The organism is Acinetobacter sp. GG23 (assembly GCF_057766365.1).
The window spans coordinates 468,986-482,347 of record NZ_JBYMDJ010000002.1; the positions used below are offsets into that span (position 1 = coordinate 468,986).

A 13,362-nucleotide genomic window follows, 5' to 3' on the forward strand; every position below is an offset into this window, starting at 1 on the left:
ACAGTTGGCTTGTTGATTGAGTTCTCATTTTTTCATTCAAAGGCCGCAACTGTTTTTATTTATACTGCGTTTATGCAGTTTGGGGACCAGACTTTTTGTCGGTTTAATGTGATGCTTAAGAAAATCAGTTTTGCACCTTTAATGCATGTATGGTGGAAAGATTCAATTTTCACAGGCGCGGTGATTTTAGCTGCAGTCTTGCATTTGATTATTTTGACCCTGCAATTTGCCATGCCGGAAGAAAGTGATGCCGCAGTCAAAGAAATTGCGGTGACTTTACGTCCGAGTAAAGCCACAGTTGAAAATGCCGATTTTCTTGCACAGGCAGATCAGCAAGGTTCAGGAACCTTCCGTGAAGCGCATCGCATGTCGAGTGATATGCCAGCCCCAATGCTTGAACAAAGTGCAGGTGAGCAACAGCAAGAAAGTTTAGAGCGGTTACAGCAGAAGCGTGAATTAAGCTTTGAAGAAAAAGTATTAATGACGACCTTAAGCTGGAAAAAAGAAGCTGAGCAGAACCAGCGTAAAAAAGCCATGCAAGCGCTGAATAGCCAGTTTCAAGCCAAAGCAGCGATGGTGGCAAGTTTAGAAGCACAATATTTACAGCGTCAGCAAAATTTTAGCCGTCAGCAAAAAATTAAAACCGTAGATGGTATTCAGGCCAAACAGGATATTTCAGCCGCCTATTTGGAAAAATTCCGCCAAAAAGTTGAATTTTACGGTAACCGTTATTATCCCGATGCCGCAAAACTGCAACGCCTGGCTGGGGAGGTGCGTTTAATGGTGATTCTAAATAAAAACGGCGGGATTCGTGCTATTCGTCTGATTAACGGTTCCGGACATGCCCTATTGGATGAAGCTGCAAAAAATTCCGTGCGTAAAGCCGCACCTTTTGGTGTGTTTGATCAAGCGATGAAAGATATTTCAGAACTTCGTATTGTCCGAACTTGGCGTTTTGACCCCGCAGAAGCTGAATTTGAAGTGAAATAAGTCAAATTTAAAACGGATGCATGGTCATTATTCAGCAAGACGATAAATACCATCTTGCTGTCCGCCGAGCCAAGTCACGGTTAAATCTTTGTCATGAATTTCTAAATGGGTTGGGAATATTTCTAGGTTTTTGGCATATTTTGATGTGGCTTTTAAACCAATACAGTTGCCATTTTTCCACCATGTTCCTTCGGCATATTGATCTAATGCACCGACGGCAAGATACCACTTAAATTTGCCATTGGGTTCAAGTAAAAGTTCTGAACCCACTTCCATTACACCTTGTAAATAATAATGTCCTGCCCACGTGCTATCTGTAGATTGAAATTTTACTTGCTTGCAGGTAGTTTCATTATGAGCATAGAGCGGTGAACTAAAAGCTAAAGAAGAAATGCAGAAGAGTGCAGTCAGGATTTTTTTCATGAAGGTGCCTCTATATTTTAATGTGTCTTTAAAGGTGTTTTTATTTTTCTTGGATTGATCTTTTATAAGAGAAGTAATGTTTCTTTTCAAGCAAAGAATCGTGAATCTGGTTTAAAAGGCATGAATAAAAAGAGAGTTTTTCTATGCTTTTAGAAAAAATTTTGGGTGAGAATGATAAAAATTTTATTAGATTTCCCCTCCACCTAACCTCCTCTCACAGGGAGGAGGGACTACCGATGTTAAATTAAGATTGAAAGTTCCCTCTCCTTTAAGGAGAGGGTTAGGGTGAGGTGAAGCCCCAATATGAAGTATAAAAAAGCGAGCATTACGCTCGCTTTTAAACTGTCAGATTCTAGTCTTGCTCGGTATAAGGGTTATCAAAACCGAGTTTTTTCAGGATTTCAATTTCTAAAGCTTCCATTTCCTCGGCATCTTGCTCAGATGTTTCATGGTCATAACCCATTAAATGTAATGTGCCATGGACCAACATATGGGTGAAATGTTCAATGGGTGTTTTTTGCTGATCGATCGCTTCTTGTAAAACCACAGGAATACAAATCACTAAATCGCCAAGCGGAAAAGCATCTAAATATTCAGCCATTTCATCTGGAATATCACTTGGGAAAGACAATACATTGGTGGGTTTGTCTTTTTTGCGGTATTCAAGATTAAGCTTATGACTTTGGTCATTATCGACACAGGCAATGCCGATTTCGCAATTACTTTGTGTGCCGATATAACGTAAAGCTGTTTCTACAACTTTTTTAATGTAGGCACGTTTCAAGACCAATTCAGCGGCTTGAAAGTCCTGTTGTAGGGAAAGACTAAGTTTCAAAATGAATCCTTATTTAAAGCTCACTGCTGTGCATCGGCAGCAGCATCATTTTCAGCGATTAAGGCTTCCTGACGAGCTTTGCGTTCTGCCCGAGCTTCAGCACTTAAACGCTGTTGTTCACTGTCCCAACCCTCATAGGCTTCGACAATTTTTTGTACCAGTTGATGACGCACCACATCACGAGAGTGGAAACGGGTAATGTGAATTTCCGGAATTTTATCAATCACACGTAAAGCATGCGATAAACCTGATTGCTGACCACGCGGTAAATCGACCTGAGTCACGTCACCGGTAATCACTGCGCGTGAACCAAACCCTAAACGGGTCAGGAACATCTTCATCTGTTCAGGGGTGGTATTTTGCGCCTCATCTAAAATGACAAAAGAATGATTCAGGGTACGACCACGCATATAGGCGAGGGGCGCAACTTCAATTACCTGACGTTCAATCAGTTTGGCGACTTTTTCAAAGCCCAGCATTTCATACAGGGCATCGTAAAGTGGACGCAAATATGGATCGATTTTCTGAGATAAATCACCCGGTAGGAAACCGAGTTTTTCACCCGCTTCAACTGCAGGACGAACCAGCAGAATACGCTGTATTTCATTGCGTTCCAGCATGTCGACTGCGGCGGCAACTGCAAGGTAGGTTTTACCTGTACCCGCAGGACCAATACCAAATGAAATATCGCTTTGCAAAATACGCTGTACATAGCGTTTTTGATTGGCGCCGCGCGGGTTAATCCGGCCTTTACGAGTCTGTAACCAAACCTCATCCAGACCAGTATGTTCCTGATCTGGATCACTTTGTAACTCCCGGTCTGTCTGGCTACCCTGGATCATCAGATGCAGAGTGTCAGCACTAATTTGCTGGCTAATTTCAGTTTCTTCATACAGACGCATCAAGAGGCTTTCGGCCCTCTCTACTGCATCAATATCCCCATCGATGTAAAAGGCATCACCTCGATGGGAAATTTGGACATCTAAACGTTGTTCGATTTGTTTCAAGTGACCGTTATAAGCACCCAGCATGCCTTTTAAACGCTCCATTGAAACACCAGGAAAATTTACTGTACGTCGAATCGCTGCAGTCAAGAGAATTCCTTATAAAGTGGTCTAACCGATCACCTTACATTACGCCACGTCAGGCTCAAGATTCAATAGCTCACCGTAAACAAAATTCAAAGTTTTAATTTCGGTAATCTCGATTTCTGCAAAACGCCCGACCCAAGCAGGATCACCAATGAAAGATACATAACGGGTGTTATCGGCAGTACCTACCAGCAGGTTTGGATCCTTGTCAGAAACTTTTTCAATCAAGACCCTTTGAATGGTTCCTAACATGGCATCTGTTTTATCAATGCTTGAACGCTTGATCCATTTTTGTACTTTGCCAAGACGTTCTTTTTTCACATCTTCCGGAGTGGTATCTGGAAGTTCTGAAGCGGGTGTACCCGGACGTTTTGAATAGATAAAGCTATACGAATGGTCGAAATCTAAATCCTGGATGAATTGATAAGTTTCTTCAAAGTGTTTATCGGTTTCACCCGGGAAGCCAATGATGAAATCAGAAGATAAATGCATATCTGGGCGTACTGCACGTAACTTTTTAATTTTCTCGATATAGACATCAATAGTGTGGTTACGCTTCATAGCTTGCAGTACATCGTTGGAACCACTTTGTACCGGCAAGTGAAGATGTGAAACCATTTGCGGAAGATCACGGTAGCATTGAATCAGGTCATCATTAAACTCAAGCGGGTGTGAAGTGGTATAACGCAAACGGCCAATTCCCGAAATTTCAGCCACTAAACGAAGCAAGTCGGCAAATGTACAGATATTGCCTTCGAAAGTTTCACCTCGGTAGCCATTGACGTTTTGGCCCAATAGCGAAATTTCACGCACGCCTTTTTCAGCTAAACCTGCAATTTCAGCCAGTACGTCATCTAAAGGACGTGAAACCTCTTCACCACGGGTATAAGGCACCACGCAGAAAGAACAGTATTTTGAACAGCCTTCCATAATCGAAACAAAGGCTTTGTAACCTTCAACGCGCGGTTCAGGTAAAAAGTCGAATTTTTCGATGTCCGGAAAAGAAATATCGACCAGCTTGATTTTATCTTTCTTTGGTTTTTCAATCTGATCGCTATGCTGATCCAGCATTTGCGGTAAACGGTGCAAAGTTTGCGGACCAAACACCATGTCGACATAGGGCGCACGTTTTTGAATGTTGTCACCTTCTTGCGAAGCCACACAACCACCGACACCAATCACCAGATCAGGATTTTTTTCTTTCAGTTTGCGCCAGCGACCAAGTTCGGAGAATACTTTTTCCTGGGCTTTTTCACGAATCGAGCAGGTATTCATCAGCAGAATATCGGCTTGTTTCGGATCAGTGGTTAACACATAACCGTGTGAGTCGCCCAAAAGGTCTGCCATACGATGACTGTCATACTCATTCATCTGACACCCTTGCGTTTCGATATACAGTTTTTTCACTGATCCGTCGGCTGGGGTGTGCTGTGGCTGGGTAACAGTGTTTTCTGAAGCAGCTTGGGCACTATTTGGAATGAAAGTTTGAACCGTCATGTAGGCTCCTAAAGGATAAATCGAACAAATCACAATTTAAGATTTTCCCTATTTGAGGATAGGGCTAGCAAATTTTCTTTTTTCATTTCAATTCTTAATTGAAACTTGTTGAAGAAGAAAAAGCTGGCTTAATCTTTTAAGATCGTAATTTGAATACAAGAAAGGCGCATATTTTAGCAGGAATTGAAGCTAAACTTATACAGATAAATAAACCGACAACGAGATTGATTTGTGTAGTAAAAATGATTGAAAATTAATATTGCCTAATCATAAGGTTACACAACAGAACAGTAGAGTAGTTTAATAATATTTAAACTATTAAAAAATGATGAGATGCGACCAAGGCAACATGAAATGACGGAAGGCAAGCATATGTGCAATCAGGTAATCATTAAAAAATATTATAAAATGCTTGCTTTAGGTTTGGCATCAACCGGTTTCGTTTCTATTTCCCATGCCGCAGATGAGAACTTTAATGCGGCTTTACAAGCGGCGAATGCTGGAAATGTGGGATTATTACAACAATATCAAGCCTCAATGCAAAATGATGTGCTTGGCTATTATCCTGAATATTGGTCTCTAAATACCAATTTATCTGCACAACCTTCCAGTAATATTGTGAACTTCGCCCAGCGTTATCCGCAATCCGCCATGGCCGAAAAACTGGCAGCAGATTATGTCGAAGAAAAAGTAAAACAAGCCGATTTCGCACCAGCGCAACCGGTTTTGCAGTATGTCACCAATCCCGATCAGGCTGAAAGTTGTGCCGTGGCCCAAGTTCGCGCCAAATCAGGTGATCCGCTGGTCTTTGCTGAATATAAAGATGTCTGGCTGACCACCAATACCCAACCTGAATCCTGTACTGGTTTGGGACGCATGATGCTTTCCAGCCCACTTATGACAGCAGAAGATCGACAGCAACGTCTATGGGGACAGCTGCGTGCCGGTCAATCGGGTCAGGCTTTGGCTACAGCACAGACCTTGGGTGTGAGTTTAGCGCTAGCGCAACTTAATCAAATTCAAGCCAATCCCTTAAATTATTTGTGGTCTGCACCAAAATCATCTACAGCTGAGCATGCCTATTTGATTTATGCGATGGGACGTTTAGCAGATAGTGACCTAAATACTGCAATAGCTTCAGTACAGAAGGCGGCCCAAGGCACACCAGTCCAAGTGCAAAAAGCGTTATACCGGGCTGTGGGTTATATTGGCGGTACCACGGTGATGAAAAATAACTTTAACCATGAAGTGCTGAATTATCTGGATGCCAGTTATGGACTGCCGTTCAGTTCAGAAGAAGCAGAAATTTATGCGCGTCAAGCGATTCGTTTCAGTAGCTGGGAAAGTTTGATTCGTGCCATTGATGCCATGAGCGTGACGCAAAAACAGGAAGATCGCTGGCAATACTGGCTGGCACGCGCATCAGAACAGCGTGGAGATGCCGGTTCTAAACGTACTGCACAGGAAATCTTTAAAAAATTAGCGCAAGGTGATGATTATCATAACTTATTGGCCAAAGACAAGCTGGGTCAGCGTTATAATAATATTCCGAATAATGTTCAACCTTCCAATAGTGATGTGCAACGTTTAAGCCAAGACATTCATTTTAGTCGTGCTTTTGCGTTACGCCGTGTCAATGCACCTGAAAATTACATTAACCGCGAGTGGAACTGGGCGGTTCGTCAAGCCTATTTAAAACATGATGATGGTTTATTGCTTGCTGCAGCGAAACGCGCAACCGATATGGGCTGGTATGACCGGGCAATTTATGCAGCAGATCGGACTGAAAATAAACACAATTATTCTTATCGTTATGCCATGCCACATCAGAATTATGTAGTGAGTCATAGTCGTAATGCAGGTATTGATCCTGCATGGGCATATGGGTTGATGCGTCAGGAAAGCCGTTTTAATACCAGTGCACGTTCACATGTGGGCGCAGGCGGTCTGATGCAGATTATGCCAGATACCGCAAAACTGGTGGCACGGCAGATGGGTGAAACCTATAATCCGGCTGCCTTGACGGATATGAATACCAATATTCGTTATGGCACTTTTTACTTGTCCATGATTCAGAGCCAATTGAGCAATAGTCCAGTTTTAGCCACAGCAGGTTATAACGCCGGTCCAAACCGCGCGCGTCGTTGGCAACCCGATTCTCAGCCTATTGCTGCGGACCAATACACTGAAAGCATTCCATTGACTGAGACTCGTGACTATGTAAAACATGTCATGACCAATGCAACTCATTATGGGGTATTGCTTGGACAAGGCGCACAATCAATTGAAAAAAGAATGAATATCATTCCATTGAGAATAAATCCTTAAATTTTAATTTTGTTGATGGGGTCTAACTTATTAATGATAGTTTTTGACTACACACCAGTTTTAGCAAGATTGACACTATTCGTAATGAGTGGTGCAGGACTGGGGCTCTATTCATCTCAAATTTTTGCAGCGCCAGTGCAAGGGTATGTAATGGTGGTGCAAATGACACCTGCCGTGTGTATGTTAGATACTCAAAAATCAAAAAAACGAAAATGTTTAGAAGGCTATGCGCTGAATATTTCAGGTTTATTGCCCGAAACCTCAGAAACAGAGTGCAAAACGGCAGCTTCAGCAGCTTTATCACCTTTGCAAGCGAAAGTGGTGGCACGGGTCATGCCGGATGAAAATGCCCGCGTCCAACTTTGGCAAGCGATTGGCGGTTGTGTGCCAATGAATGCAAGTCAATATTTTCGTACCATCATTAATTATGCAGAACGCTTGAAAATACCTTCGGAACTCACCAGTCCTGAGAATCGGAGCATGCATATGAGTAATCTCCGCTTACAGTTCTTGCGTTTAAATCCGACTTTACCGGTAAGTGCAATTAGATTTAATTGTGCAGCGCTGAATGGAACACCTACTCTTACAGAGGTCAAACTTTGTTATAAACCGAATGGACAGTACAAACAGTGTTCAACAACAGTTGAAACTAACTGTCCAAACTCCTTTACTATAAAAGGTTCTTACTAAGTTTTTTGTCACATTTTATTTGTATTTCCTATCAGACTTTTGTTGAAGTTCTATCTCTTTTGCATGCATCAGGCCAATGATTGGAGTACAATCTTTGGCGTTTATGATTATTAGATTAAATGGACTAACTATTTAATCGCATTGACTATCCTCAATTGGAGATAATTAGATGAAGCAAGCCGTTCGTGTTGCCGTTACTGGTGCTGCAGGTCAAATTGGTTATAGCTTACTATTCCGTATCGCAAGCGGCGAGATGCTAGGTAAAGATCAACCGGTTATTTTACAATTGTTAGAAGTTCCTTTTGAGAAAGCTCAACAAGCACTTAAAGGCGTGATGATGGAACTTCAAGACTGCGCATTCCCTCTTTTAGAAGACATGATCGGTACTGATGACCCTAAAGTTGCATTTAAAGATGCTGACTATGCGTTATTGGTTGGTTCACGTCCACGTGGTCCTGGTATGGAACGTGCTGACTTGTTGAAAGTGAACGGTGAAATCTTCATCGGTCAAGGTCAAGCACTCAACGAAGTTGCTAGCCGTGACGTTAAAGTACTTGTTGTAGGTAACCCTGCAAACACGAATGCTTACATCGCAATGAACTCTGCTCCAGATCTTCCAGCGAAAAACTTCACTGCAATGTTACGTCTTGACCACAACCGTGCAGCATCTCAAATTGCTGCTAAAACTGGCAAAGCGGTTAAAGATATTAAAAACCTTACAGTTTGGGGTAACCACTCTCCAACCATGTATGCTGACTACCGTTTTGCAACCATCAACGGTGAAAGCGTTAAAGACATGATCAACGACCAAGAATGGAATGCAAACACATTTCTTCCGACTGTTGGTAAACGTGGTGCTGCGATCATCGAAGCACGTGGCTTGTCTTCTGCTGCTTCTGCTGCAAATGCTGCAATTGACCATATGCGCGATTGGGCTCTTGGCACTAACGGCGAATGGGTAACTATGGGTATCCCTTCAGACGGTTCTTATGGTATTCCTGAGGGCGTAATGTTCGGTTTCCCTGTAACCACTGAAAACGGTGAATACAAAATCGTTCAAGGTCTTGAAATCGACGAATTCAGCCGTGAACGTATTAACGTTACGTTGAACGAGCTTGAAGAAGAGCGCGCAGCAATTGCTGACATGCTTAAATAATTTAATCTTCAAAGATTAAGTTAAAAAGCACTCCACTGGAGTGCTTTTTTTATAAAATACAAATACTTCATAACAAAAGGTAACAAGAAGACATACCTCCGTAATTCTAATTTTTCCTACATTTGTTAAGTTATAAAGATCATTTCATAACAGCAGGAGATAATCGCATGATACTCACGCAACAACCGACATTAGAATTATTATTTGAACAATTGGGTTTGTCTGCAGATAAAGCTGCGATTGAACAGTTTGTTAAAAACCATCAGTTACCTTCTGAAGTGATTTTGCCAGATGCAAGCTTCTGGAGCGAGGGTCAAAGTGCTTTTTTACGTGAGCATTGGCACCAAGATGATGAATGGATTGTCATTATTGATGAACTTAATCAGCTCTTGCATATGGAAAGTGACAAGCTTTCTCCACAATAAATTTTAAATGGATTAGGCCCCTCAACAGGGGGCTGATTTTTTGCTACAAAAATATACAACAAGCACTAAGTGAAAGCTGGGCTTTGTGCCGCAACTCTTATAACTTGATAGTGAGATAATCATACAAGTTACCGAGGAGAACAGCATGTTTGATCAGCAACCCACACTCGAACTCTTGTTTAGCCAATTGGGTCTCGACGCAAGCCCGGAAGCCATTGATCAGTTTATAGAAACTCATCAATTGACTATGGATATTCCTTTGCATCACGCTCCATTCTGGACGTCGGCACAGCATGATTTCATTATCAGTCATTGGAAAAAAGATGATGACTGGGCAATCGTGGTAGATATCTTAAACGAACAATTGCATAGTGATTCTCAGCCTCGTAAATAAGATGATTTTTTAATCACAAATTGAAACAACATAATTAGAGTGAGGCCTATTATTGTTCGAATATTTCTTATAAGTTAATTGAATAATAAATGACAATTTAACGAATAAGGAGTTTTTAATGATGATGAGTAATAAACCATCCTTAGAATTATTGTTTTCGCAGTTGGGATTGGCCAATAGCCCTGCAGCCATTGAGCTTTTTATACGTACGCATCAATTACCTTCAAACCAAAATTTACATGATGCCTCTTTCTGGAATAAGTCTCAGCGTGAATTTCTGATCCGTTATCTGGTTGAAGATGCTGATGAATGGGTGATGTGGATTGACGAGCTTAATCAGCAATTGCATATGAATGCCAACAAATTACAAATGGCTTAAAGTTGGAATATATTTTTTAAGAAGTATGCTCATATATAGAAAAGACTCTCCATTTTGGAGAGTCTTTTATTTTTTAAAATTAGTGCAATTTACTTTGTAAGAGTTCTACAAACCAGATTTCTTCGCGTAGCACCCTAAATGAAGGATGTTTTTGTAGCAGTTCTAAATCAAAGTCCACAGATTTACTGTATTTAGTTAACCAATGTCGAGTCAATGCAGTCTGATTTTTAGAAACTGAGGCATAAGCAAGGAAAAAATAGATATCACTGTGTCCATGTTGTGATAGCGGTTTTAAAATCTGCTCGGTAATTAAAGCAAAACGCTGTTCCTTGGTAATTTCGAAATACAGCATATAGGCTTTAGCCAGATGTAAAGACAGATTCAAATACAAACGCATTGGCATTTCTTCATATTCAATTCGTGCCTGCTCTAAAAGAACCACGGCTTCTTGCAGAAAATGAATCTGTTCTTGACGTGAATTGCTTATAACCACCAGTTGTAAACGTAAATCAGCACGTTCTAAGGCAAGCTCAGGCGTATTGTTTTCCAAATACAATTGATCCGTCTCACCGATACGCTCGATAATTTTTTTTGTATTTTCAAACATTAGCCAATACCTCATTGATGAATAATCAGTATATAGGGGCAAAATCAGGAATTTAAAGGTGAATACAGTATCCTGATTTTATAATAAACAATTAGAACAAGACATTAGCACTACGTAACCATGCGGTGATTGATAAGCGTTGGTGCTTGGATTGAATTACTTCATGCAATAAATCGCTTTGAAACATTGCAATACGATTCGGTTTGGGTTGAATAGTATGCCATTGTCCACTTTTATCCTGTAAGTGGAGCTCTCCACCCCAGCCATCTTGCCAGTCTTCATGTAAATAATAGACTGTAGAAATAATACGACCATTTTTCTCCTGAGGATTGTCACGATGCAAAGCGTAATATTCTCCCGCGTTATAACAGGCAAAATGAGCTTCAACTTCTTGGATGCCTAAATAAAAATTGAAATTTAAGAGTTGAGAGATGTTTTTAAGGGTTTCAATGTGATGTTGTGCAGTTTCTAGTTCTTCGCTAATCCACAGAATATGGTCACTACGGATATTACTGACTACGCCATTTTGAATGGCTGCATCACGAAAACGGTTTAAATTAAATGTGCATTCTTCAGCTAAAGCCTGTACATAATTTTGAGGGTAGGCATCGTCTATGAGCGTAAAACCATGTTGATCTAAATCTTCAATAATTTGATCAACATTCCATGACTTTGGGAGCTGAATTGCATCCATATACATATACTCAAATACAATCTGAAAAAAGGTGGCGTATTCTAGAGCAAGATATCCTTCGGAATGAAACATTTTTTCATGCTAAAATATCCGTTGATTACAGGAATTAAAGAAACATGAATTACCGTCACCATTTCCATGCAGGCAACTTTGCCGATGTTATGAAGCATGTGTTATTGCTCCAACTTTTAACACGTTTAAATGCCAAAGATAAACCGTATCGCTATATAGATACGCATGGTGGTGCAGGTAAATATGATTTATCTACATCTGCTGCACAAAAATCAGGTGAATTTTTAAACGGTATTCATCGTTTAGTAAAGCTTGATGATTCAATTATTCGCAATGCTCCTGAAGGCGTGAAGCAATATCTTAAAGTGGTTGAAAATATGCGTGCCGGTTCAGGTAAGGGTGCTTATCCAGGCTCGCCTTGGTTCGCACTGGAAGGTATGCGCGATATTGATAAAGCAACGATCTTTGAAATGCAGAAAGAAGTTTTTCAAGAATTGTATTTCAATATTCGTGACCGCCGTGCAGGTTTGCATGAACGTGATGCTTATGAAGGCTTGTTGGGAGTTATTCCACCGAAAGAAAAACGTGGTTTGGTGATGATTGATCCTCCTTACGAATTAGAACGTAAAGATTTCCCTCAGTTAGTAGAATTGTTGGCAACTGCACATAAAAAATGGCCTACAGGGTGTTTTGCAGTTTGGTATCCAATTAAAGATCGCGCCATGATTGATCGTTTCGAAAAGAAAATGATGAAAACCGGTATCCGCCGTCAATTGGTGTGTGAAATTTGTGTATGGCCAGATGACACCCCGGTAGGTTTGAATGGTTGTGGTTTACTGGTGATTAATCCACCTTGGAAGTTTTCTGAGGATGCAGATGAGGCATTGCAATGGCTGTTCCCGCATTTGCGTATGAGTGAAAATGGTGGGCATGCTGCTGTACGTTGGTTGGTTGGCGAATAATACAGACGTTTAAAAAAGAGATACGGTTACAGTTAGGATCGATAAGAATGACAAGTATAAATAAACCTGAAAGTGAATCTTCTACACGTGATGAACATACTTTTGATGGCATCACTTTTGAAGTGGAAGAAGAAGAACAAACCCATGAGGGACAAAAGGTAAAACGTCGTGGAATCTATCTGTGGCCGAATCTGATCACGACAGCAGCATTGCTGTCGGGGTTTTACTCTATTATTGCCAGCATGAATGGTGATTTCACCCAAGCGATTTACGCTATTTTTCTTGCAGCGTTGTTAGATGGTTTAGATGGTCGAGTCGCTCGAGCGATTGGCGCACAAAGTGCTTTTGGTGAACAGTATGACTCTTTATCCGACTTGTTAGCGTTTGGTGTAGCACCAGCTATTTTAATGTATAGCTGGAGTTTGCATGATTTGGGTCGTATTGGCCTGGCATGCTGTTTTGTCTATACGGCATGTGCGGCATTCCGGTTAGCGCGTTTTAATGTGCAAATTGGCGTAGTTGATAAACGCTACTTTATTGGTGTGGCAAGTCCGTTGGCAGCCATTTTGATTATTACTATGGTCTGGGTAGGGCGTGATTTCCCTGCAATTTTTGATTTACGGGAAGTTGGTATTCAAATTATCAATGCTGTGCTTATAGTAGCAGTGGGTTTGTTGATGATCTCGAATATTAAATATTATTCATTTAAAACATTGGATCGTAAACGTGTTCCTTTTGCGGTGCTGCCAATCGCTGTATTTATCTTTGCCGCGATTACTTATAATATCCCAGTAGGAATCTTGGTGATTTCTATTATCTACGCACTTTCTGGTTTCGTAACGACATTTATGGCTAGAAAAAATAACCCTATATAAAAAT

15 protein-coding genes are annotated in these 13,362 nt (G+C 41.0%); 9 read left to right on the top strand and 6 right to left on the bottom strand.

Annotated features, from left to right (window positions below; genetic code table 11):
• The first annotated feature begins 111 nt into the window (after positions 1-111).
• On the top strand, positions 112-990 hold the full coding sequence (locus AC3CAU_RS05405) for an energy transducer TonB (RefSeq protein ID WP_447053655.1): 879 nt from the start codon (positions 112-114) through the stop codon (positions 988-990).
• A gap of 27 nt (positions 991-1,017) precedes the next feature.
• Here the strand turns inward: AC3CAU_RS05405 and AC3CAU_RS05410 are convergent, their stop codons facing one another.
• The 4 genes from AC3CAU_RS05410 to miaB form a co-directional block, all read right to left on the bottom strand.
• The gene (locus AC3CAU_RS05410; RefSeq protein ID WP_424620211.1) at positions 1,018-1,413 is read right to left on the bottom strand and encodes a hypothetical protein; all 396 of its coding nucleotides are present in this window, start codon (positions 1,411-1,413) and stop codon (positions 1,018-1,020) included.
• Between the two features lie 352 nt (positions 1,414-1,765).
• Positions 1,766-2,248, bottom strand: coding sequence for an rRNA maturation RNase YbeY (gene ybeY, locus AC3CAU_RS05415; protein WP_424620213.1), 483 nt, complete (start codon positions 2,246-2,248; stop codon positions 1,766-1,768).
• Between the two features lie 20 nt (positions 2,249-2,268).
• On the bottom strand, positions 2,269-3,342 hold the full coding sequence (locus tag AC3CAU_RS05420; protein WP_131214313.1) for a PhoH family protein: 1,074 nt from the start codon (positions 3,340-3,342) through the stop codon (positions 2,269-2,271).
• 39 nt (positions 3,343-3,381) lie between these two features.
• Complete coding sequence (gene miaB / locus AC3CAU_RS05425; protein WP_447053654.1) at positions 3,382-4,836, bottom strand: tRNA (N6-isopentenyl adenosine(37)-C2)-methylthiotransferase MiaB; 1,455 nt, start codon at positions 4,834-4,836, stop codon at positions 3,382-3,384.
• A 408-nt stretch (positions 4,837-5,244) separates the two neighbouring features.
• Between miaB and AC3CAU_RS05430 the strand changes: the two genes are divergently transcribed.
• The 6 genes from AC3CAU_RS05430 (at position 5,245) to AC3CAU_RS05455 (ending at position 10,208) form a co-directional block, all read left to right on the top strand.
• Complete coding sequence (locus AC3CAU_RS05430) at positions 5,245-7,164, top strand: lytic transglycosylase domain-containing protein (protein ID WP_447054341.1); 1,920 nt, start codon at positions 5,245-5,247, stop codon at positions 7,162-7,164.
• Between the two features lie 33 nt (positions 7,165-7,197).
• On the top strand, positions 7,198-7,854 hold the full coding sequence (locus AC3CAU_RS05435; protein WP_131214310.1) for a ribonuclease T2 family protein: 657 nt from the start codon (positions 7,198-7,200) through the stop codon (positions 7,852-7,854).
• 169 nt (positions 7,855-8,023) lie between these two features.
• The gene (locus AC3CAU_RS05440) at positions 8,024-9,010 is read left to right on the top strand and encodes a malate dehydrogenase (protein WP_131214309.1); all 987 of its coding nucleotides are present in this window, start codon (positions 8,024-8,026) and stop codon (positions 9,008-9,010) included.
• Positions 9,011-9,177: 167 nt separating this feature from the next.
• A complete protein-coding gene (locus AC3CAU_RS05445) occupies positions 9,178-9,435 on the top strand; it encodes a DUF2789 family protein (protein ID WP_131214308.1) in 258 nt (85 codons plus the stop codon).
• Positions 9,436-9,580: 145 nt separating this feature from the next.
• Positions 9,581-9,829, top strand: coding sequence for a DUF2789 family protein (locus AC3CAU_RS05450; protein WP_424620219.1), 249 nt, complete (start codon positions 9,581-9,583; stop codon positions 9,827-9,829).
• 118 nt (positions 9,830-9,947) lie between these two features.
• Positions 9,948-10,208 (top strand): DUF2789 family protein, encoded by a 261-nt coding sequence (locus AC3CAU_RS05455; RefSeq protein WP_131214306.1) that lies wholly within the window; start codon positions 9,948-9,950, stop codon positions 10,206-10,208.
• A 79-nt stretch (positions 10,209-10,287) separates the two neighbouring features.
• On the opposite strand, the gene AC3CAU_RS05460 is transcribed toward AC3CAU_RS05455, so the two are convergent.
• Positions 10,288-10,815, bottom strand: coding sequence for a hypothetical protein (locus AC3CAU_RS05460; protein ID WP_424620221.1), 528 nt, complete (start codon positions 10,813-10,815; stop codon positions 10,288-10,290).
• A 91-nt stretch (positions 10,816-10,906) separates the two neighbouring features.
• Positions 10,907-11,509 (bottom strand): 2OG-Fe(II) oxygenase, encoded by a 603-nt coding sequence (locus AC3CAU_RS05465; protein WP_131214334.1) that lies wholly within the window; start codon positions 11,507-11,509, stop codon positions 10,907-10,909.
• 116 nt (positions 11,510-11,625) lie between these two features.
• On the opposite strand from AC3CAU_RS05465, the gene AC3CAU_RS05470 reads away from it, so the two are divergent.
• Together AC3CAU_RS05470 and pssA are read left to right on the top strand one after the other, a co-directional pair.
• A complete protein-coding gene (locus tag AC3CAU_RS05470; RefSeq protein WP_131214304.1) occupies positions 11,626-12,483 on the top strand; it encodes a 23S rRNA (adenine(2030)-N(6))-methyltransferase RlmJ in 858 nt (285 codons plus the stop codon).
• A gap of 47 nt (positions 12,484-12,530) precedes the next feature.
• The gene (gene pssA / locus AC3CAU_RS05475) at positions 12,531-13,358 is read left to right on the top strand and encodes a CDP-diacylglycerol--serine O-phosphatidyltransferase (RefSeq protein WP_424620223.1); all 828 of its coding nucleotides are present in this window, start codon (positions 12,531-12,533) and stop codon (positions 13,356-13,358) included.
• The last annotated feature ends 4 nt before the right edge of the window (positions 13,359-13,362 follow it).

Excerpts from the sequence above, each read along its gene's own strand:
- AC3CAU_RS05405 (WP_447053655.1), top strand. The coding sequence starts at position 112 with ATGCTTAAGAAAATCAGTTTTGCACCTTTAATGCATGTATGGTGGAAA.
- AC3CAU_RS05410 (WP_424620211.1), bottom strand. The coding sequence starts at position 1,413 with ATGAAAAAAATCCTGACTGCACTCTTCTGCATTTCTTCTTTAGCTTTT.
- miaB (WP_447053654.1), bottom strand. The coding sequence starts at position 4,836 with ATGACGGTTCAAACTTTCATTCCAAATAGTGCCCAAGCTGCTTCAGAA.
- AC3CAU_RS05430 (WP_447054341.1), top strand. The coding sequence starts at position 5,245 with ATGCTTGCTTTAGGTTTGGCATCAACCGGTTTCGTTTCTATTTCCCAT.
- AC3CAU_RS05435 (WP_131214310.1), top strand. The coding sequence starts at position 7,198 with ATGATAGTTTTTGACTACACACCAGTTTTAGCAAGATTGACACTATTC.
- AC3CAU_RS05440 (WP_131214309.1), top strand. The coding sequence starts at position 8,024 with ATGAAGCAAGCCGTTCGTGTTGCCGTTACTGGTGCTGCAGGTCAAATT.
- AC3CAU_RS05445 (WP_131214308.1), top strand. The coding sequence starts at position 9,178 with ATGATACTCACGCAACAACCGACATTAGAATTATTATTTGAACAATTG.
- AC3CAU_RS05450 (WP_424620219.1), top strand. The coding sequence starts at position 9,581 with ATGTTTGATCAGCAACCCACACTCGAACTCTTGTTTAGCCAATTGGGT.
- AC3CAU_RS05455 (WP_131214306.1), top strand. The coding sequence starts at position 9,948 with ATGATGATGAGTAATAAACCATCCTTAGAATTATTGTTTTCGCAGTTG.
- AC3CAU_RS05460 (WP_424620221.1), bottom strand. The coding sequence starts at position 10,815 with ATGTTTGAAAATACAAAAAAAATTATCGAGCGTATCGGTGAGACGGAT.
- AC3CAU_RS05465 (WP_131214334.1), bottom strand. The coding sequence starts at position 11,509 with ATGGATGCAATTCAGCTCCCAAAGTCATGGAATGTTGATCAAATTATT.
- AC3CAU_RS05470 (WP_131214304.1), top strand. The coding sequence starts at position 11,626 with ATGAATTACCGTCACCATTTCCATGCAGGCAACTTTGCCGATGTTATG.
- pssA (WP_424620223.1), top strand. The coding sequence starts at position 12,531 with ATGACAAGTATAAATAAACCTGAAAGTGAATCTTCTACACGTGATGAA.